The sequence below is a fragment of the Rhizobium sp. CC-YZS058 genome (assembly GCF_034720595.1).
Lineage (GTDB): Bacteria > Pseudomonadota > Alphaproteobacteria > Rhizobiales > Rhizobiaceae > Ferranicluibacter.
The window spans coordinates 12,712-33,107 of the sequence record NZ_JAYESJ010000002.1 but is presented as its reverse complement, the minus strand read 5'-3'; the positions used below and the strand labels follow the sequence as shown (position 1 = coordinate 33,107).

Below are 20,396 nucleotides of genomic sequence, written 5' to 3'. Positions count from 1 at the left end.
ATCGGGAGGATAGTCTGACAACGTTCGAATTCAATGGTGCGGCCTACCGTATCGTCGATCTACCAGAGGAGATCGGCGACGACCTCAAGCGCATGCCGCACATCCATCGGATTCTGATGGAAAACATCCTGCGGGTTGGCGACGCTGACGCTGGTCGATCGAAAGACGCGATGATCGCCTGGCTCGCATCCGGGACGAGCGATGTCGAGATCTCGTTTCTTCCAAACCGCATTCTGATGCATGACACCACCTGCGGGCCGGCATTGGTCGACATTGCGGGAATGCGCGCCGCGCTGGCGGAAGCGGGCGGGGACCCCGCGACACTCAATCCTGTGGTGCCTGTGGATGTCTCGACCGACCATTCGGTAGCGGTCGATGATTTTGCCAGCGACATAGCGTTCTCACGCAATATGGCGCGCGAATACAAGCGCAATGCCGAGCGCTATAGTTTCATGAAATGGGCGACCAACACGCTCACAGGTTTCCGGGTCCACCCGCCGGGGACCGGGATCATGCACACGCTCAACCTGGAGCGACTGGCGACGATCGTGGCAACCATCGATCGGGATGGGACGCGGTGGGCGGCCCCCGATACGCTGATCGGAACCGACAGTCACACGCCGATGATCAATGGCATTGGCGTGCTCGCATGGGGTGTCGGGGGTCTTGAGGCCGAAAGCGTGTTCTTTGGCATGCCTGTCAGTCTAAGGATCCCCGAGGTCGTCGGTGTCAAACTGACCGGGGCACTGCGGGAAGGGGTGCTGGCAACAGATCTCGCGCTTGTCGTGACGCACCTCCTGCGCAAGATCGACCTGCAGGACAGGTTCGTCGAATTCTTCGGTCCCGGCGTTGGTAGCCTGAGCGCCGGCGACCGCGCCGTCGTTGCCAATATGACCCCCGAGTTCGGCGCCAATACCGGTTTCTTCCCGATAAACGCTCACGCGGTGGACTATCTAGCCAGGACCGGCCGCAGTCGTGATCACTGTCGTTTTGTCGAAGACTACGCAAAGCGCGTCGGCCTGTGGTTCGATCCCGATGCCAACCCCAGATTCACGTCCGTCGTGGAGCTTGATCTTGGCAGCGTCGAGCCGAGCCTGGCCGGCCCACAGCGGCCGCAGGACCGGATTTCCCTGTCCGGTACGCGGGCGGCGATTGCCGGCATGCACAAGAGTAAAAGCGCTGACTTCGTTCCCGACCAACCCAATGACGGCGCCGTCGCAATCGCGGCAATTACCAGCTGCACCAATACCTCCGACCCAAGATTGCTGCTCGCCGCCGGATTGGTGGCACGCAAAGCCGCTGCCCTTGGTCTTCGGTCGGCGGACTGGGTCAAGACGTCGCTTGCGCCGGGTTCGCCGACCGCGGAACGATATCTGCGACGCGCGGGCCTCCTCGACGATCTCGAAACGATGGGTTTCGGTATCGTTGGATACGGCTGCACCACCTGTATCGGCAACTCCGGCGCACTGACACCATCTGTCTCGCAAGCCATGCGGGAGCGCAATGTCCTCCCGGTTGCCGTCCTTTCCGGCAACCGGAATTTCCCGGGTCGTGTGCATCCGCAACTCGAGGCGGGGTTTCTTGGCTCTCCGCCTGTCGTGGTGGCGTTCGCGATCGCCGGCACGGTCGACATCGACATTTTGAGTGATCCCATCGGAGTAAGCCCAGACGGTCGACCGGTTCGACTGTCCGATGTCTGGCCATCGGGCGCCGAGATCGATGATGCGCTTGCTCTGGCGACCAGTCCGACAGACTTCGAGCCCGCGTTTCAGGCGGCCGAAGACAGTGCGCAATGGGCTGATTTGCCGGCGCCGACGACAACCCTGTTTCCCTGGCATGAGGCCTCCACCTATATTCGAAGGCCTCCCTTTGCCAATATTGGCGAAGGCTCAAGGCTTGGCGTCTATGAAGCCCAGCCGATGTTGGTGCTCGGTGACGACATAACGACGGACCATATTTCGCCGGCGGGCGCGATCGCGGCGAGCGGAGATGCAGGCCGCTATCTGATCGAGCGTGGCGAGAACCCGGATGACCTGAACGTCTTTTCTTCCCGCAGGGGAAACTGGGAGGCGATGATCCGCGGGCTGTTCACCAACAAGAACGTCCGCAATCGCCTCGGCGAAAATCTGGCTCCCGGCTCGACAATCCATGCGCCCTCGCAAAAGACGATGGCGCTCTGGGACGCGGCGGAGAGCTATCGTGCCGAGGGGATCCCGGTGGTCATCATTGCCGGTGAACGCTATGGCATGGGGTCGTCGAGAGACTGGGCTGCCAAAGGTGTCGCATTGCTTGGCGTTCGCGCTGTCATTGCCTCAAGCTTCGAGCGAATTCATCGCTGGAACCTGATCGGCATGGGTGTCCTGCCACTGAAGCTGCCGGAGAACCTCACCTCGTTGCAGATTGATCTGAAACCGGGCGACACGGTCATCGTTCATGCCCCATCGGATGCAATCTCGCCCCGTTGCAGGGTTTTGATCGAGATCAGCCGGGCAGGTGAGAAAATGGAGGTTGAGACCGTTGCGGCCATTGAGACGGCCGCGGAAGTCTCGATCCTGCGCGCCGGAGGGATCCTGCCGATGATTTTGCGCCAGAAGCTGTCCGCAGGCTTTTGAAGACGACGGGCGTGGGCTGCACGCCCGTCGTCAGACGCGCTATTCTTTTGGCAGAGACGCGATCGCATCGAAGACGCGGGCCGAGTAGGTCAACGCTGCGCCTGCGTTCAAGGCGATAGCGACGCCGAGCGCTTCGGCGATCTCACCTTCCGTCGCTCCGAGTTCGATGGCCTTCTTGGCGTGGACCGCGATGCATCCGTCGCAGCGCGTAGTCACCGCGACAGCAAGAGCGATGATCTCGTGCATCTTCGGTTCAAGCTTGCCGGTCTTATTGCCGCTGCCCTCGATCGTGTTCAAGCCACGCAGCACATCCGGGCTGAGCTTGGCGAAGTCGCCGACACGGCCGATCAGGGTATCGCGATAGGCGTTCCAATCCTGCATGTTGCTCATCATCTCGTCTCCTTACTGGCGGCCGGCTGTTACGCCGCCGTCGACCGGAAGGACCGTGCCGGTGATCCAGGATGCCTGCTCGGAGGCGAGGAACAGAATGGTCTCGGCGACGTCACGGGGCTGACCGTTGCGGCCGAGCGGATGGAAAGCATTGAAGGTGGGGAGGACTTCCTTGACCTGGTCGTCGGAGAGGAAGGTGTTGTAGACCGGTGTCTCGACGACGGCCGGTGCGACCGCGTTGATGCGGATGTTATAAGGCGCGAGCTCGATCGCGAGGTTGCGGACCATGGCATGGACGCCGGCGTTTGCCGCGGAATAAGCTGCCGATGGCGTCGCACCGATTGCCTGGATGGCCCACATGGACCCGGTCTGGACGATCGCGCCGCCGGTGTCCTTCATCGCCTTGGCGGCAGCCTGCGCCGTGAAGAACTTGCCCTTCAGGATCGTGTCCAGATACCAGTCGTAGTCGGCTTCGGTCAGTTCGATGAACGGCTTCGGATTGAAGACGCCTGCATTGTTCACGAGAACGTCGAGCTTGCCGAACGTCGAGACGGCCGCTTCGACGAGGGCGGCGCCGGTTTCCGGCTTCGCGATGTCTCCTGCGGACACGACCACGTTCTGGCCACTCGGATCGATGTCCTTTGCGGCGGCCTCAAGCTTTGCCAGATCACGTCCGTTGATCGCGACCTTGGCGCCTTCCGCGATGAACCGTGCTGCAGCTTCCTTGCCGATGCCAGAGCCACCGCCGGTGATCGCAACTACCTTACCTTCAAAACGCATTGTCTATCTCCTGTTTGTCTATCTAACGTTAGATAGATGGCGATGATCTAAGGATTGATTTTCGAAATTGCAAGCCCTATCTAACATTAGATAGAGAGGATTTTTACATGACGGACACGACCAGCGCCATTCTCGACTCCGCGGAGAGGCGCATCCGCAGCGCCGGCTACAGCGGTTTCAGCTTTCGCGACGTCGCGGCTGACGTCGGTGTGAAGGCGTCGTCGGTTCACTACCACTTTCCCGCCAAGGAAAAGCTCGCGGCCGCGGTCGCGCGGCGTTACACGGACCGGTTCATCGAAACGGTCGATGCCGAAGTGAAGGACGGCGTCGAAGTGATCCAGGCATGGCGCGACGTCTTCAGGACGGCGCTGCGCCGGGACGGGCGCATGTGTCTTTGCGGAGCGCTCGCGGCAACGTCGCACGATCTGGCTGACGAGGTCAGGCTGGAAGTGAAGAGGTTCTTCGAGCTCGGCATCGAGAAGCTTCAGGAAGGCGGTCTTGATCGTGCTGCCGCCATTAGGGTTCTTGCCGCGTTGGAAGGCGCGATGCTCACGGCCAACATCCTTGACGACGAGACGGTGTTCGAGAGCGGCAGCGCCGCTCTCGCCTGATATTGCCTAAGCAGCAGCCAACGGTCGCGCGGCCCGCCATACCAATGGCACCAGAACGAGCGCGACCGCCGGCATCACGATCCAGTTGATCGTCTCCCATCCTGAGCTGTGAAGCAGCGATCCCGAGAAGAAAGAGGCGCAGGCAACCGTCCCGAAGACGAGAAAGTCGTTCGCGCCTTGCACCTTGCTTCGCTCCGCCGGGGTATGACAATCGCCCACCATCGAGGTCGCGCCGATGAAGCCGAAGTTCCAGCCGATGCCCAGAAGAACGAGCGAAACCCAGAAGTGGGCGATGTCGAAGCCGGAAAGCGCCACCGCCGCCGACAGTCCGATCAGGAGAAGTCCGACCGCAGCGATGCGTTCCTTCCCGAAGCGCACCATCAGGCGGCCGGTGAAGAAGGACGGTCCGTACATGGCGAGGATATGCCACTGGATACCCAGGGCTGCCTGATCGATGGAGTGTCCGTGGCCGACCATGGCGACGGGCGACGCCGTCATGACAAACGTCATCAACCCGTAGGAGACGACGCCGGTCGCTATTGCCAGGAGATATCTGCGCGAGGTCAGGATCTGAAGGAGCGGACGCTCGTCCACGCCTCCACCCGCCTTCGACTGGAGGGAGGCAGCCGAGCGTAGGTTCCACAGCACGGGGAAGGCGAGGGCGGCTAGCATCGCCTGGCTGATGAAGCTTCCTGCGAATGCCGTTCCCGGCACGGCGTCCCGCGTCCAGATCACGAGCTGCGGACCGATGATGGCGGCAACCAGACCGCCAACCATGACCCGGGCGATCGCCTTCTGACCGTCTGGTCCGGATACGTTGTCGGCGGCTGCAAAGCGGTAGCTCTGGACATAGGATGAATAGAAGCCGGCCATGCACGTGCCCAGGCAGAACACGAGAAAGCTCGACAGGATGATGCCCATCGCGGCGATCAGGCCCGAGATCATTCCGATCGTCGTTCCGACCAGATAGCCGCGACGTCGTCCAAAGCGGCGCATGACGTAGGCTGCCGGTAATGTTCCGAGCGCAAGGCCGAGGTTCAGGAGGCTGACAGGCAGGGTAATGAGATCGGGATTCGGCGACAGGTGCTGGCCAACCAGGCCGCCGAGCGAAATGACGATCGGGGCATTTGCCCCGCCGAAAGCCTGCGCCACCGTCAGGATCCACGCGTTGCGCTTGCCGACATTGGCGTCGACCACAATGTTCTGTTGCATGTCTATTCCGCGTTCAATCGAGAAAGGATGTCGGCGACGGCTTGCCGGGCGGCCACGACCGCGCCCGCAAGGTAACCAGGCTCGGAGGAGCTCGTCTCACTGCCGGCCATCAGCAATCGCCCTTCCCAGGGCCCGGTGACCCAGCGCGGACTGCCAGGCGCCGGATGCTCGCCACCCGTCTGATCCAGCGCCGTGGCAGTCAGGGCATCGGCCGCCCAGTCCTTGAGCAATGTTGCCCGGGGCGTCAGCGCCTGAGGTCCGTACAGCCTGGCGAGTTGATCGACACAGGCCCGCTTCAGCGCCGCCTCGCCGACCGTCGAGCGTTGTTCGGCTCCGACCCCAAGGAACCCGAAAAAGGCGGCCTTGCCCGAATGGGTCGTCGCATCATGGATCTCGACCATCGGCCCGACCATGCTTTGAGCGGTTCCGGAGAGACCGTCCTTTCGCCAGAAGGCTTCGTCATAGACGGCGAAGAATTTGGCATGAGGCGCCATCCAGGTAGGAGTGCCACGCCACCGTGCGGCAATGGCGGGATCCTGTGCCGGGGAAAATGTCACGGTCGCCTCGAATAGGCGAGGCGGAAGAGCGGCGACGACATATTCGGCAACGATTGTTTCGCTTGGCGCTTTCGTCGACACGGAAATCTCAACCCCGCCGTTCGTCAACGCCATGGCCGTCACCCTGGTCCCGAGCCTGATCCGCTCTGGCGGCAGCCGCGCTTCCAGCGCTCGCACGGCAGCACCCGTCCCACCCGAAATCCGCATCGATTGCTGGTTTTCGTAGGCCGGTGAGAAACGCTGCGGGCGTTCGCGAGACATCCGCTCGAAGACGACATCGCCGTCGCTGTGCTGGACGAAGGAATCCAAGTCCAGCTCTTGGATCAGTTCGGCCATCGCCGGCTGCATCGCCGGCCAGAACCATGAGGGTCCTAGATCGAAGCCGTCGTCTGCCGGCATTGCGTCCTCGCCAGCCGTCAAAATTCTGCCGCCGGTCCGGTCGCGCGCCTCGATGAGAAGCACATCGACGCCGGCGGCATGCAGTGCCTGTGCCGTGTAAAGACCCGAAAGCCCGGCACCGATGACTGCCACCTTGCATGTGTTCATGGTTTGGTTCCCTCGATAGGTGCGTCGAACGCGCAGACGTCCTCGTGAAACAGAGGTCCCGACTTGTACCAGACGCGAGCGCCGTCCGAACCGACGGTGGCCTTCAGGTCCTGGCCTGCGGGAAGCCGCAGCCAGCTCCAGCGATCGAGGCCATCACCATTCTCTTTGAAGCCACCGTCGAGCACAAGGAGCTCAAGGCCGCTCGGGTTGCCGATCTCCAGTGTCGCGTTTGCCTGCCAGTCCTCCATCATCACCAGTTCGTCTGGCCCGTCGAAGAGGACGCACGAATTCTCGACACCATGACGCGCGCTTGGAGAGGATCCTTCTGCAGGACGGCTGACGACGCGCTCCCGGTCGCTCGCCTTGAACTGCCAGAGCTTGACCAATATCGTGCAACCATTGTCACTCTTCGGGGCGTGACCGGTTCCCGGTGGATTACGGACATAGGTGCCGGCGGGAAAGTCGCCGCTCTCATCCTGGAACACGCCCGCGAGCACGAGAAATTCTTCGCCGCCGGGGTGGCCGTGATAGGAAAAGCTGCTTTCAGGCGCGTATCGGACGATGGAGGTGGCGCGCGCCTTCTCGTCACCGATCCGGAAAAGCATGCGGCGGTCGACGCCCTTGGCCGGGCTCGGGATCCAGTCGAGTTTGGCGGCATGGACGAGGGTGCGCCTGGAAAGGTCTTCATTCAAAAGCATCTCAAAGCTCCGATCTGCCGCCGTCGATGACCATCTCTGCCCCAAGCATGTAACTTGAAGCATCGCTTGCGAGAAAGAGGACGGCTGCTGCGATCTCCTCCGGTCGTCCCATTCGACCGAGCGGCACCTGCGCCCCGACACGGTCCGCATAGGCGCGAAACTCGTCCTCGGTCTGGTTGCTTCCCCGATGGATTGGCGTCTCGATAGAGCCGGGACTGACGGCATTCACCCTGATGCGGCGATCGAGGAGCTCCGCCGACATCGTCCGGGCGAAGGAGCGCACCGCCGCCTTCGACGCGGACAGGATAGCCCGGCCGGGCGTTCCGACCTGTTTGAGCCACGACGTGTTGAGGATGATCGAACCGCCATCGCGCAGAAGCGGAAGCACGGTTTGAACCGTGAAGAACACGCCCTTGACGTTGGTATCCATGATTTTGTGATAAGCGTCCTCGTCCGTGGTCGAAAGCGGGGTGCCGATTGCAACGCCGGCATTGGCGAAGACGATGTCGAGAGAACCGAACGTCTGCTCGATCGTCGTATTCATACGCGTCAGGTCAGCTCGCGCCGTCACATCTGCCTGGATACCGATTGCCTGATTGCCAAGTTTTGCGACGGCGGCGTCCAGCCTCTCGACGGAGCGCCCGGTGATTGCGACGCGGGCGCCGTTCTCAGTCAACAACCGGGCAGCGGCAAGCCCGATCCCGCTTGATCCGCCGGTCACCAATGCGGTCTTTCCTTCGAGCATCATCTCATCGTTCCTCGTATCAGGTGCCCTTAGCTATCCCGTGTCGTTTGCATTCGCGAGGAAAAGACGCCATATCGACAAGAAAGAAAATCTTTGTCGTGATCAACATGAGAAATCTCACCAGACTGAAGTCGCTGCAAGCTTTGGAGGCGTCCGCGAGACACGGAAGCTATGTCGGCGCATCCGCAGAACTTGACGTGACGCCGCCTGCGGTCGGCCAGCTTGTTCGCTCGCTGGAGGACTGGGTGGGCTACCCTCTCTTCAAGCGTAGCCGTTCCGGTACGGAGCGGCTGACCGCCGTCGATGAAGCACGCGAGGCTCTCGACGATATCGCACAGGGATTGGATCTCCTGGAATCCGGCCTGAAAAAACTGCGCGGGCGCAGGGCGCGATCCATTGTCGTCGTCACGGCGTCACAGGCTCTCGTGGCAAACTGGCTGATGTCCCGGCTGGAGGATTTTTCGACCCAGTACCCCAACGTCGATGTCCGGCTCGACGTGTCGGATCGTGTGATCGATCTCGCGCAAGGGGAGGCCGATATCGGCATCAGGTGCGGGCTGGGCAACTGGAAGGGTGTGAAATCGAAATACCTCATGGCCGAGGAGATCATCGCCGTCTGCCACAACAAGCTGCTGCCGACCGACAGGGAAGTGACCGCCGGCTGGATTTCCGAGCAAACCTTGATCCATGATGGCACCCCGCATCCCGGCGGGGACTTCCCGACCTGGGCCGAATGGCTGGTGCGCGCGGGGGCAAACCATGTCCCCGACGATAGAGGGCTCAAGATCAATTCCACGGCGGCGGTCATCAATGCGGCCGTAGCGGCCCGGGGCGTCGCACTGGTGAGAAAGGCGCTGGTGGCTCAGGAAATCGAAAGCGGTCGACTGGTTCCCCTGCTGCTGGACGTGAAATGGCCGGTCCGATGGGCCTATTACGTTGTAGCCTCAGGAAAGGCTCTTCGGCGATATGAGGTTGCGGCTTTTCACGACTGGGTGACAAATCTGGGAATGTTACGACCGGTGTTGGAATAACCGGCGCGATTATCCGTCATTATTGAGAAGCGACAGGCGCGGCGAAAACCTTGCTATTTGCTTGCAGATAGCGCCGTCATAATTCAGAGTGGGAGGATGTTTCTCGCCCCCCAATCGCCCGCAAGACCTTGGTCAGGCGCTCTTCAAAGAGCCTCGGTCGCGACGACGAGCGTCGTGCCGAGATGGTTGCGGCAGGCCATCGATTCCTCGGAAGGTGTTGAGGAATCCTTGGCGTTCGGCGGCGCACTCGCACTTCTTGATAACGAGGTGCGGGCCGAGCGGCTTTGCGACGGCGTCTGGCGCCAGCGCTAGGCGCTTTTCGCCGCGACCGCGCGGCGGCTCGGTCGCATCGAGGGGGAAACTGAACTGCGCGATGCCGTGCTGCTGACGCGGCCCGGCGACGCCGTCGGCCTGGCCGGCGACACCCAGCTGGGATGGCGGCTTCTGGTCGAGCTTGACCCCGACGCGCTGATGCACGCGGATACGCTAATGCGGCTCGCCGAGCTGTTCGGCCAACGCCTCGGCGACGCGGTGCTCGATGCGCTGAACGATCTTCTGGCGCAATGCGCTGAGCATGGGATGCCTGGGCTAACTACATTGTTGCACCAGGCGCTGAGGCTCGGGGTGCCGCGCGACATAACGCTGTGGCTGGCGGATGCTTTGCTGGCAAAGATATCACGTTGGGAGCGCGCTGTTCCACTGTTCGGAAGTGCAGCTGGATCGCCTGGGGCACGTCGGTCCGCCGCTGATCGTGAAGCGGGCAGGGGGCGCGAGAGATGCTGCACAGTGCGGCTGCCGCCGCGGTTCGCGCCATCGATCTCGCGGCAGAGCTGGCGCGCCGTTCCGATCAATTGCTCAGCGTCGCGCGAAGGGATCGGACAATGTCGTTGCAAAACTTTTGAACGAAGATGCTGCGGTCGCATCCCAGCTGGTTCTTGGATGAGTGATCGCGGCCTGCGCCGCTTCTTTTGCGGCTGGTTGAACTCGGTGCGGTGTGCGAACTCTCCGGCCGGCCAGCGTTTCGGATTTGTGGCCTGGGAGCAGAAGAGGCACTGCTGCGCTCGCGCGGGATCCGCTCTTCGATCCGAAGCTGGAACATTTGCCGCCCGAAGTGCGCTGGCGGGAATGGATGCAGAGGGTCGAGGCGGTTATCTTTGCCGCCAGTGAGCCGGTGCCCCGCGACATCCTTGCGCGGGTCGTTGGATGCAACTGCAGCGTCGATTTGATTATCGGCGACATCCGCACCGAGCTTCGCGGCCGCCCTTATGACCTGGTCATGGTCGCCGGTGGCTGGAAGCATCTGACGCGGCCGGTCCATGCCGACGCCATTCGGATCAGCGGCAATACCGTCACGCAGGTGGTCGACCTCATTCAGTCCGAAACGCTAGTGCTGATGTGCATCGCGTATTTCCAGCCGATCACACGTGCTGCCCTCGGCGACTTCTTTGGCAAGGAAGTCAGCCGCGATCTGATCGGCATAATGCGCGAGCGCGATTTTATTGCCTCGGGTCCGCGCAGCCCGACGCCTGACGCGCCCTACACCTACGTCATGACCAAGGCGTTGCTGGTGCATTTTGAGCTTGAGACACTGCGCGACCTGCCGGATCGCGAAGCGCATCGAAGATGCGGGGCTGCTGTCAAAGGACAGGCTGTTCTCCTCGGACCTGCTGCCAAGCAATCCGGACGAACTCGCCGACTAGACAGTATGGGACCGCTGCGTGTACCGAGGGGCGCATGGCTCCCATGCACAGCTGGAACTTGTCCCGTTGGCTCTCAGTTGAGATAGAAAAACCAGCACTGACGATCTACCTCCTCCCAGAGACCCGGCGCCCGAAAGCAGCACACCTCCTCCCGCGACGGGCTTTTTGTTTCTAAGCGTTCGTGGCATAGACGCGGACACGGCTGCGTACAGCAGATTGCAGCAACTCTCTGAATACCGGCATGCGCTCTTGGTCGGGAGTTATCATCCGCTCCACCGCAGCAGCCGGCCTTCCGCTCCGCCTTACCCCCGTTACATGGAAGACTTCCTTACTCAGTCGCCTGGCTAAAACCCCACCAAATGCTCGGACCCCATATATTAGGACACGTCGCCTTTCGTTCACGTCTCGAAACTGTGTCAACCAGACGCGCTGCCGTTGTCTCGTGGCGATCGCCGGCACGTGCTCGTGCAACATCATGGCTGCCATGAGCGCGAACTCGCTAGGTTGTTCGGCGTGCACCCCACTCGCGTTCGTAATGATCATAGACGGCCCGAGCCAGTCGAAAGGTGCGTTTCTGTTCACGCCGCCACTGGTACACTGGATCAACTTCAGCGACTTAACGTTCAAAGCGATGCGTTCGGTGTCGACCCCTGCGATGAGAATGTCAGCTCGATGGGCACCGCGAGCCTGCAGCGCTGACATTTCATTTCATATGAGCAGGGATTTTGGAGCTAATTCATCAATCCCGGCAGATTTTTGATCTCACCCCCCGACACATTCGCGCCATCCTCAGCGAAAGCCGAATGAAGGCTAACAAGTCTCATAAAAAGCAAAAAAGTTGAGACGAGAGTGGGAAAATCTAACACGGGAGAACCGTAATGTTCACGATATCGCGTAGAGACCTCGTGCGGGGGGTTGCATCGACTGCAGCAGTGGTTGGCATCAGTGGTGCTCTAACCTCCCCGTCTGCTAATGCAGCGCAGCGCATCACCGCTACAGAATGGGGTAACCCATACCTCGATGCGATAAAGAAACTGGCTGCCGGGCAATCAGACGTTGACGTCAATTGGCAACTTTACTCAAGCGGCGCAGCAGCGATCCTTCCAAAAATTAAGGCATCTTGGCCGAATTCCGGCATCGATCTGCTGGCAGGGTGGGATGTTTCGTGGCGGACGGTCTCCGCTGAAGGATGGGCGGAACCGGTAACAATCGAAAAAGTCCCCAACCTAGCCCATATACCGAAAAAACTGCTCTTCAAGGACAATGCAGGAAATATAGTAAACATTCCTCGCACAATCAGTTCAAATAGCTGGCTTTATCGAGAAGATCAGACACCATTCGTCATCACGAAGCTTGACGATTTGCTAGACCCGCGGCTGAAGGGAAAGATATGCTTCCCGGCTCCGACACTGCAGTCAAACCTGCAGATGATTTCATTGGCGCTTCACTTTGGCGGTGACGAGAGAAATATGGAACCCGCTTGGGACTATATGAAAAAGCTAGCCACCAGTGGCAACATTGGGCGCATCGCAAGCTCGGACCAAGATATTCAGTCGTCCATCAGCACTGGAGAGACTTGTGTGACGTTTCTCACGGGCACGTCATCAGTCCATCTGCAACGAGACTTCAAATTAAAACTACTAACCAAAATGGAACCGGAGAGTGGCTTTAAAACATTCGTCTATCAAGAAGGATGGTGTGTCCTCAAAGGAAAGAACTCAGACGCGGCATTCAAACTGGTCAATTTTCTAATTTCCCCTGAAAATAACGGCGCTTTTAATTCTGCAATCGACGGGATTCCCACAAATGAGCAATCGACGGCATCTGAAAGCGTGAAGTCGCTGATGTTCTCGGACGCTGAGATGGATAAGTTCGTATATGTTCCAGATTGGTCATACATTGGTACGCAGGCTAGTGCGTGGATGAGCCGCTGGGAGCAGGAAATTCAGCCTCTTCTATAATCAGTGCACTATTTGAAGCCTGCGCATCTGCCGGGAGTACAGTAATATGTTGAGTAAAAAGCCAACGCTGGTGCTTCTGGCGCCAGCGTTGATGATATTAATAGCATTTCTGGTCGCTCCGATGCTCATCGTCGCAAATGAGAGCGTGAGAGAATTCGTCCCAGGAAGGGTGGGGGCGTCCGAGGGAGCACTAGTCACTGTTGCCAATTATACAGAATTGCTCAATCCAGTCTACGCAACCTACTTCCTGCAGACGTACCTGATTGCGTCGCTTTCGGCTCTTCTGGCTATCCTCGTCTCGTTCCCCGTTGCAAATTATGTTGCAAGACACATGGGTAGTGTCGGCCGCCGAATAAGTATTTCCGCTCTCATAGGGCTAATGTTTCTAAGCTCCACGGTCCGTATATATGCTATTCAGTTGACCTTTGGATCGGTGAGCGGAATAGGATCATTTATACAATATTTTGGTTATTCGACTAATAGCAATGTTTATGTTTACATGAACGTTTTCGCAGGACTTCTACATTACCAGATACCGCTATCCATTTTAATCATATCAGGGGCGATTATGAACTTGAGTCCGCGCTACATGGAAGCCGCCCAGTCCCTGGGCGCATCGAGGTGTGAAGCTCATTTCAATGTGACGATCCCTCTGTGTGTTGATTTGCACTGAGAGCTGACCCGGGATTTGCGCCGAGAAGTGACCCGCCTATTAGGTATGTTTCGGGTCTGCGGTCGTGGTCAAGTTCCTACGTTTCTCCTTCGTCGTTTTGGGCTCATGGGCCGAACTGTTTTTGAAGCGGAAGCTGTCGTTTCCGGTTTCGAGGATGTGGCAATGATGCGTGAGACGGTCGAGCAGCGCGGTGGTCATCTTGGCATCACCGAAGACGCTGGCCCATTCGCTGAAGCTCAGGTTGGTGGTGATGATGACGCTCGTGTGCTCGTAGAGTTTGCTCAGCAGATGGAACAGCAGCGCACCGCCTGAAGCACTGAACGGCAGGTAGCCGAGCTCGTCGAGGATGACGAGATCGGAGTGTGCCAGGCGGTTGGCGATCTGGCCTGGGCGACCTTGGGACTTCTCTTGCTCCAGCGCATTGACTAGCTCCACGGTCGAGAAGAACCGAACCCGCTTGTGATGATGTTCGATGGCCTGGACACCGATGGCCGTGGCGACATGCGTCTTGCCCGTGCCGGGACCGCCGACGAGGACGATGTTGTTGGCCTCGTCGAGGAAGTCGCAACGATGAAGCTGACGGACCAGCGCCTCGTTGATCTCACTGCTGGTGAAGTCGAAGCCGTTCAGATCACGATAGGCTGGAAAGCGTGCCGTCTTCAGCTGGTAGGCCGTCGATCGCACTTCACGTTCCGCGGTCTCGGCCTTGAGGAGCTGCGACAGGATCGGGATGGCGGCCTCGAACGCTGGCGATCCCTGCTCGGTGAGTTCGCCGACGGCCTGGGCCATGCCGTGCATCTTCAACTGCCGCAGCATGATGACGATAGCGCCGCTTGCCGGATTATGACGCATGGCGAACCTCCGTCTTTCTCAAGGTATCGTATCGCTCGACATTGGCCTTTGGCTCGTTGGTGAGCGTCAGGGCCTGAGGCGCGTCGACGGTCGGTGGTGTGAAGGATTTACCGTCGACGAGGCGATGCAGCAGGTTCAGCACGTGGGTCTTGGTCGGAACGCCGGACTTCAGCGCCATGTCGACCGCCGACAGCACGGCCTGTTCGTCGTGCTGGAGAACAAGGGCAAGGATATCGACCATCTCCCGGTCGCCACCCGGCTTCTTCAATAGATATTGCTGCAAGGTCCGGAATGCGTCCGGTAGCTCGATGAAGGGCGCACCATTGCGTAGAGCGCCTGGTTTGCGTTGCACCACCGCCAGATAGTGCCGCCAGTCGTAGATCGTCTGTCCCGGCCGATCATGAGAACGATCGATGACGCGACGATGCTCGCAGACGATCTGGCCCTCCGCAGCGATCACGACACGATCCGGATAGACCCGCAAACTCACCGGTCGATTGGCGAAGGATGCCGGGACGCTGTAGCGATTGCGCTCCAGATGGACGAGGCAGGTTGGCGTGACCCGCTTCGTATATTCGACGAAGCCGTCGAACGGCCGGGTAACAGGCATCAGCGCCAGAGCTTCCTCAGCCCATATATCGGCGACGGTGCCGCGCATCTGTCCGTGCGGCGTCTTTGCCCAGAACTCCTTGCATCGGAGCTCCAGCCAGTCGTTCAGGGCATCCAATGATGGAAAGCGCGGAACAGGTTGGAAGAAGCGATGACGCGCATCCTGAACATTCTTCTCGACCTGCCCTTTCTCCCAACCAGACGCGGGATTGCAGAATTCGGGCTCGAACACATAGTGGCTGGCCATCGCCAGGAAACGGACATTGACGTCGCGCTCCTTACCACGTCCGACCTTATCGATTGCCGTTCGCATGTTGTCGTAGATGCCGCGGCCGGGGATACCCCCGAAGACCCGGAATGCATGATTATGGGCATCGAACAGCATCTCATGCGTCTGGAGGAGATAGGCCCGAACAATGAAGGCGCGGCTGTAGCTCAGCTTCGTATGCGCCACCTGCAGCTTGGTGCGCTCATTGCCGATGATCGCCCAGTCTTCTGACCAGTCGAACTGGAACGCTTCGCCCGGTTCGAAGGCCAGAGGCACGAACGTTCCGCGCCCTGTCGTCTGGAATTCCCTCTGCCGGTCTGCCTTCCATTCGCGGGCAAAGGCTGCAACTCGGCAATAGGAACCGTCATAGCCGAGGCTTACCAGGTCGGTATGGAGCTGCTTCAGGGTACGCTTCTGCTTGCGGCCCTTCTTCGATTCCGTCTTCAGCCAGGCCGACAGCCGATCCGCGAACGGATCAAGCTTGCTCGGTCGCTCGGGGACCTTGAATTTCGGCTCCACGCCGTCCAGCCGCAGGTATTTGCGGACAGTGTTCCGGGACAGGCCGGTCCTGCGGCAAATCTCCCGGATCGATAGATGCTCTCGAAAATGCCAGCGTCGGATTACGCTTAGTAACGCCATGTCGATCACTCCAGAGCCCCCGCCGAAACCTCGCGAGGGATGATTGAAACATGGGTCAAATCTCAGTGATAATTTCCCGCAATCCCGGGTCAGCTCTCAGTGCAAATCAACACCGCGTGAACATTTACCCGGTGAAGGGATATTCGATCACGGTTCAGCTTGACGACGAGAAGGCGAAATCGGCCGCGCCTTGGGTCAGTTTGCTCGACGACCGAGCGAAAATCGTAACAAGCCGGTTAGGGGATGATCGACTTCGTGTTGCCGGCACAGCTGAAATCAACGGTTTCAATCTCGACATCAGAGATGATCGGATAAAGCCTTTGGTGGAGTGGACCCGATTGCTATTCCCCACCGTCACCACCAGTAAGGTAGTTCCTTGGGCAGGGTTGCGCCCGATGATGCCAAACATGATGCCACGGGTTGGCAAAGGCCGCCTTCCTGGCATCTTCTACAACACCGGGCATGGCCACTTGGGATGGACATTGTCGGCAGCGACATCGGAGCTTTTGGCTGATGTTGTCGCTGGCAATTTGGCAGGAACTGCCCGAGTTGCTTGAACACGAGTCGCCAGTGAACGATCTTCAGAGCCTTCCGTTGAAGATGCTGTGCGATCTATCCTTAAGTACACCGGTCGCGATACCACCATCAGCGCGCCGAAGGCATCTATAAGGAGACAAAATGACCAAGCTTAACCTGTCCATAGCCAACGCGCTCATCGAGAACACATTCTCCTTCGCGAGGGATAGAGGTTTTAAGCCGCTAAGTGTGGCGGTACTGGACGCAGGTGGACATCTCCTCGCATTTCAGAAACAGGACGGTGCATCCATGCTGCGTTTTGAGATTGCTTTCGGCAAGGCTTACGGTGCACTTGCCGTAGGGTTCGGCTCGCGCTGGCTCGAAAACGTAGCGCAGGAACGCCCGCATTTTATCATTGGACTCACGGCAGTTTCCAATGGAAATATCGTGCCGGTCCCCGGAGGCATCCTAGTTCGAAACCAGCCTGGTGAGTTGCTCGGTGCTGTAGGCGTGACAGGCGACACCTCAGATAATGACGAGATCGCGGCAATCTCTGGTGTGGAAGCGATGGGTCTCACCGCACAGCCGAGTTGAGGCGGTCAGTCGAACCTACGTCGCAGCGCGCGCTGAGAGTGAAAATGGATGGTTTTCGCGAGGCGCGCGACGTTGCGTGTAGCGAGCCATAGTGGCCCAACCGCCCCGATAACGCTTAACTTCGATGCAGTTGTTCCATAATAAAGATTATCTGATTTTTTATAAAATATTGAAATATAACAAGAAAAATTAGATTTTGTCGATTGGTCGCTGTCAGCATGTGAAAGCACATTGCACATTCGTTGCGACTGCAAGCGCCACAATAAAACCTACAAGCAAAGCGACAGCATCCTGCTCAGTGTCCATGTTCGCGGGAGGGTTACGACCCCCTTGAGGGTTTTGCCTAATGCTGTCTTCTCCACTTGTTCGAGGCTGTTGCCGGCCAACTCTTCTCATCGTCCTATGCCTGGCGATGGTGTTAGCCGGATGTGCCACGGCGCAGCGTTCGGCCTATGATGTCGCTCGTGTTCAAACTGCACAGGTGCCGGGCTTCGAAGGCATGCGGGCATTTGCTGATGCTCCGCCTCAGAGCATTGCGTCTCCTGCGCAATGGCTGGTGGGGACTGCGTCCGAAGATGTACATCTGTTGGCTTTATCTGGCGGTGGCTCGGGCGGGGCGTTTTCAGTGGGCGTTCTTTCCGCTTGGACGAAACGAGGAGACCGCCCGGAATTTGAGGTGGTCACCGGCGTTAGTACCGGTGCGTTAATCGCTCCTTTTGCCTTCCTGGGTTCCCGATATGACGAAACACTCAAAGAGCTCTACGTCGGCGACGGCGCTCGGGATCTCGTCGATTTCAACTGGAAGACTGGGGGACTTTTGGGTGCAAGTGTCCTGAAGGGACAAGCTTTGCGGCGAATGGTTGAGCGGCATGTCACTCGTTCGTTGCTTGACGAGATCGCAACAGAGCATCGCAAGGGGCGGCGCCTATTCGTTGTCACCACAAATCTGGACGCGCAGAGACCGGTGACCTGGAACATGGGAGCCATTGCAAACAGTGGCCGACCAGATGCTGTCGCCCTTTTCCAGAACGTGCTTCTGGCATCCGCATCAATCCCTGGCGTATTTCCTGCCGTGATGATTAGAGCCAGGGCGGGCGATACCAACATTGAGGAGATGCATTCCGACGGCGGAAGCTCAATGCAATTCTTCACGCTCCCGGAAGACACTTTGACCGACGCCCGCATCCGGCTGCCTGGGGCCAAGCGCTTTCACATCAACGTCATTGTCAACAACGCCTTGATCCCGGAGTTCGCGACCGTGAACAATCGAACATTGCCAGTGATTGGCAGGGCGTATGCTGCGATGGTAAAATCGCAGACGCGGCAAGGTCTGCTCGCCCTGTACAACTTTGCACAGCGATCCAAAAGCGACTTCAAGGTCGCGTCGATTGATCAGCAAGTGCCATACTCGGTTCTGGATCCGTTCAACCAGACCTATATGCAGACAGTCTACCAGAGAGGCTACAGCCTTACGATGGAGGGCAAGGTTTGGCATGATCGTCCGGTGTTCTCGAGTGATACTGGCAGTCAACCAGTAAGTGACACTGTCGCTGCGTCGGACCCCATTCAGTAAAGACGCGACGTCATCAGAGCATTTGAAAGGGGATAGGCGTTGTCTACTTCTGTTGCTTCGCATCGTAAGCCTGCACTCGCTGCGAGATGCGCCGCATGAGTTCGCTTTTCTGATTTTTTGGCGTCCCTCTGATACGCTCGGTTTGAGCGAAGGGAGCTACGCCTTGATATCGATCGTGCGCCAGCTCTGTGCAACACCGGAGGCACACCAATCCCGCTTCATGTGATGGCGTCCTGGACCAGGTTCGGATCTCCGTCGATCAACCCTCAAGGGGTCGGCTAGCAAGCTGCCGCCGCTCCGTCTTCGTCTCCGCGGTGATCGCGACCGTCCCTGTTCCTTCGAGGAGCCATCAGCGGGAATTGGCCCGCTTCGGATGGAGCACCTCAAGATGGCACACGATCTTTCTCTCGCCCAGTCTCACGCCTTCCACCTCTGCAACAACCTGATGGTCCCGATTACCTTGTTCAAATCCGGCGACGAATTCGGCGTCCTTCCGTCCGACGAACTCGATGACGAAGACGATCTTGAGATCGTGCATGAATACTTCCCCCGCGGGTCTCATTGAGACCCGCCAATTCCTGCCGCTGGCGACCTGTCGGCCGCAAGGGAAGCTCCGCCGCAGCGCTCTGCTGCAACTTTTGTCAGTTGCGCGCTGCGCCCTTGCCCCCTCCGCTCTTCACGGCGGGACAGAGGTGGCCCGCAGATTGCGGGAATGAAGAAGGGACGGCCGCCGTGCGGCCGAAGAAAACATGAGACGAGAAGAACTAGAGGCGCTGCGCGCCAGAGTCAGTTGTGAAGCCCTCCTGGAGCAGGCTGGATACGAAATAGATATGAAAGAAAGCACGCGTCGCGCCGTCAAATACCGGCATGGTGGCAACATCATTGTCGTGACCCATGGGGGCCGAGGCTGGTTCGATCCGCTGGGTGACGAGAAGGGTGACGTGTTCGGCCTCGCGATGGTTCTCAAGAAAACCACGTTCCCAGCCGCTGCGGACGCTATCGCAGCGCTGGTCGGGTTTCAGCTTTCACGGCCGGAATGGCGTCCGTCGCGGTCTGCAGTATCAGACGAGGCCATTGGTGACCGTTGGCGATGCCGGCGCTCGCCTTCGCCCGGATCGGGCGCGTGGCGTTATCTGTCTTGGGAGCGCTCAATCCCGCCTGCCATAGTCCGGCAGGCCATTCGGGAAGACATCCTGCGAGAAGGTCCCTTTGGAAGCATGTGGGCCGCCCATGTTCAGGTTGATGGCAGTGTGGTCGGCTGGGAAGAGCGAGGGCCCGAATGGCGCGGGTTCTCGACCGGGGGCTCCAAGCTTCTGTTCCGGTTCGGCCCGTCTGACGCCAACCGTCTTTGCATCACCGAGGCCGCGATCGACGCGATGAGCCTCGCAGCACTCGAGGGTTCGCGGGAGGGAACAGTCTATCTCAGCACCGGCGGCGGGTGGTCACCGGCGACAGATGCCGCGCTTTGCGAACTCGCTGAGCGGCCGGGACTGACACTCGTGGCCGCGACGGATGCCAATTCCCAAGGGGACGTCTACGCAGAGCGATTGCGTGCACTCGCTGAGGCGTCCGGCTGCAACTGGCAGCGGCTACGTCCGCCGGCGGACGACTGGAACGAAGTTTTGCAGAATAGAGAAAAGGAGAGACAGGAAAAGAAAATGGAGAAGAAGATGAGGCCTGCCGCATGCGCGCCGGCCGCATCAAGGGAGGCTTCGCCCGGCCAAGGCCGGCCCTTGACCCGCCCGGACGCGAGGCCGGCCGCTCGGGAGGGGTCATGAAGGACTGAAGAGAATGGTGAGGTCGAAACGACATTGCTGCCTTCGGTCCTC

The 20,396-nt window shown here is 59.3% G+C and carries 19 protein-coding genes and 2 pseudogenes; 11 read left to right on the top strand and 10 right to left on the bottom strand.

Translation table 11 applies throughout. The annotated features are described in order from the left end of the window. Window positions 1-14 precede the first annotated feature (14 nt). Window positions 15-2,612, top strand: a complete 2,598-nt coding sequence (gene acnA / locus U8330_RS20385; RefSeq protein ID WP_323107474.1) for an aconitate hydratase AcnA — start codon at window positions 15-17, stop codon at window positions 2,610-2,612. A gap of 39 nt (window positions 2,613-2,651) precedes the next feature. Here acnA and U8330_RS20380 read toward each other — a convergent pair whose 3' ends face one another. Next, window positions 2,652-2,993: a carboxymuconolactone decarboxylase family protein gene (locus U8330_RS20380; RefSeq protein ID WP_323107473.1), complete on the bottom strand. Its 342-nt coding sequence runs from the start codon at window positions 2,991-2,993 to the stop codon at window positions 2,652-2,654. A 21-nt stretch (window positions 2,994-3,014) separates the two neighbouring features. Next, a complete protein-coding gene (locus U8330_RS20375) occupies window positions 3,015-3,782 on the bottom strand; it encodes an SDR family NAD(P)-dependent oxidoreductase (protein ID WP_323107408.1) in 768 nt (255 codons plus the stop codon). A 107-nt stretch (window positions 3,783-3,889) separates the two neighbouring features. Between U8330_RS20375 and U8330_RS20370 the strand changes: the two genes are divergently transcribed. After that, entirely contained in the window at window positions 3,890-4,393 is a 504-nt protein-coding gene (locus U8330_RS20370) for a TetR/AcrR family transcriptional regulator (protein WP_323107407.1), read from the top strand. 6 nt (window positions 4,394-4,399) lie between these two features. On the opposite strand, the gene U8330_RS20365 is transcribed toward U8330_RS20370, so the two are convergent. The 4 genes from U8330_RS20365 to U8330_RS20350 are packed head-to-tail and all read right to left on the bottom strand — an operon-like array spanning window position 4,400 to window position 8,151. Continuing rightward, window positions 4,400-5,605: an MFS transporter gene (locus U8330_RS20365; RefSeq protein ID WP_323107406.1), complete on the bottom strand. Its 1,206-nt coding sequence runs from the start codon at window positions 5,603-5,605 to the stop codon at window positions 4,400-4,402. A 2-nt stretch (window positions 5,606-5,607) separates the two neighbouring features. Next, on the bottom strand, window positions 5,608-6,708 hold the full coding sequence (locus U8330_RS20360; RefSeq protein WP_323107405.1) for a flavin monoamine oxidase family protein: 1,101 nt from the start codon (window positions 6,706-6,708) through the stop codon (window positions 5,608-5,610). Beyond that, window positions 6,705-7,406: a cupin domain-containing protein gene (locus U8330_RS20355; RefSeq protein WP_323107404.1), complete on the bottom strand. Its 702-nt coding sequence runs from the start codon at window positions 7,404-7,406 to the stop codon at window positions 6,705-6,707. The genes U8330_RS20360 and U8330_RS20355 overlap by 4 nt, the downstream gene beginning before the upstream one ends. Before the next feature lies 1 nt (window position 7,407). Continuing rightward, window positions 7,408-8,151, bottom strand: coding sequence for an SDR family oxidoreductase (locus U8330_RS20350; RefSeq protein ID WP_323107472.1), 744 nt, complete (start codon window positions 8,149-8,151; stop codon window positions 7,408-7,410). 107 nt (window positions 8,152-8,258) lie between these two features. Between U8330_RS20350 and U8330_RS20345 the strand changes: the two genes are divergently transcribed. Then, a complete protein-coding gene (locus U8330_RS20345; protein WP_323107471.1) occupies window positions 8,259-9,182 on the top strand; it encodes a LysR substrate-binding domain-containing protein in 924 nt (307 codons plus the stop codon). 132 nt (window positions 9,183-9,314) lie between these two features. On the opposite strand, the gene U8330_RS20340 is transcribed toward U8330_RS20345, so the two are convergent. Next, entirely contained in the window at window positions 9,315-9,659 is a 345-nt protein-coding gene (locus U8330_RS20340; RefSeq protein ID WP_323107480.1) for a hypothetical protein, read from the bottom strand. Here U8330_RS20340 and U8330_RS20335 point away from each other — a divergent pair. The 4 genes and pseudogenes from U8330_RS20335 to U8330_RS20320 all read left to right on the top strand — a co-directional run bounded on the left by U8330_RS20335 (window position 9,561) and on the right by U8330_RS20320 (window position 13,516). After that, window positions 9,561-10,349, top strand: coding sequence for a DUF1403 family protein (locus U8330_RS20335; protein ID WP_323107403.1), 789 nt, complete (start codon window positions 9,561-9,563; stop codon window positions 10,347-10,349). The two genes, U8330_RS20340 and U8330_RS20335, sit on opposite strands and share 99 nt — an antisense overlap. Beyond that, a pseudogene (scpB, locus tag U8330_RS20330) lies at window positions 10,273-10,882 on the top strand (SMC-Scp complex subunit ScpB). The gene U8330_RS20335 and the pseudogene scpB overlap by 77 nt, the downstream one beginning before the upstream one ends. 878 nt (window positions 10,883-11,760) lie before the next feature. Then, on the top strand, window positions 11,761-12,843 hold the full coding sequence (locus tag U8330_RS20325) for an ABC transporter substrate-binding protein (RefSeq protein WP_323107402.1): 1,083 nt from the start codon (window positions 11,761-11,763) through the stop codon (window positions 12,841-12,843). A 46-nt stretch (window positions 12,844-12,889) separates the two neighbouring features. Next, complete coding sequence (locus tag U8330_RS20320; protein ID WP_323107401.1) at window positions 12,890-13,516, top strand: hypothetical protein; 627 nt, start codon at window positions 12,890-12,892, stop codon at window positions 13,514-13,516. Between the two features lie 39 nt (window positions 13,517-13,555). Here the strand turns inward: U8330_RS20320 and istB are convergent, their stop codons facing one another. Together istB and istA are read right to left on the bottom strand one after the other, a co-directional pair. Then, window positions 13,556-14,368, bottom strand: coding sequence for an IS21-like element helper ATPase IstB (gene istB, locus U8330_RS20315; protein ID WP_323107400.1), 813 nt, complete (start codon window positions 14,366-14,368; stop codon window positions 13,556-13,558). Beyond that, window positions 14,358-15,884 carry an IS21 family transposase gene (gene istA / locus U8330_RS20310; RefSeq protein WP_323107470.1) on the bottom strand — a complete coding sequence of 509 codons (1,527 nt, stop codon included), beginning with the start codon at window positions 15,882-15,884 and terminating at the stop codon, window positions 14,358-14,360. Before istA ends, istB begins: the two co-directional genes overlap by 11 nt. A gap of 74 nt (window positions 15,885-15,958) precedes the next feature. Here istA and U8330_RS20305 point away from each other — a divergent pair. From U8330_RS20305 to U8330_RS20295, 3 genes and pseudogenes are all read left to right on the top strand, one after another. Then, window positions 15,959-16,441, top strand: a pseudogene (locus tag U8330_RS20305) (FAD-dependent oxidoreductase); the annotation flags it as partial. A gap of 121 nt (window positions 16,442-16,562) precedes the next feature. Continuing rightward, on the top strand, window positions 16,563-16,994 hold the full coding sequence (locus U8330_RS20300) for a heme-binding protein (RefSeq protein WP_323107399.1): 432 nt from the start codon (window positions 16,563-16,565) through the stop codon (window positions 16,992-16,994). A gap of 346 nt (window positions 16,995-17,340) precedes the next feature. Then, a complete protein-coding gene (locus U8330_RS20295; protein ID WP_323107398.1) occupies window positions 17,341-18,567 on the top strand; it encodes a patatin-like phospholipase family protein in 1,227 nt (408 codons plus the stop codon). A gap of 349 nt (window positions 18,568-18,916) precedes the next feature. Here the strand turns inward: U8330_RS20295 and U8330_RS20290 are convergent, their stop codons facing one another. After that, on the bottom strand, window positions 18,917-19,105 hold the full coding sequence (locus tag U8330_RS20290) for a hypothetical protein (protein ID WP_323107479.1): 189 nt from the start codon (window positions 19,103-19,105) through the stop codon (window positions 18,917-18,919). Window positions 19,106-19,316: 211 nt separating this feature from the next. Between U8330_RS20290 and U8330_RS20285 the strand changes: the two genes are divergently transcribed. Then, window positions 19,317-20,345: a DUF3991 and toprim domain-containing protein gene (locus tag U8330_RS20285; protein WP_323107397.1), complete on the top strand. Its 1,029-nt coding sequence runs from the start codon at window positions 19,317-19,319 to the stop codon at window positions 20,343-20,345. Window positions 20,346-20,396: the final 51 nt, after the last annotated feature.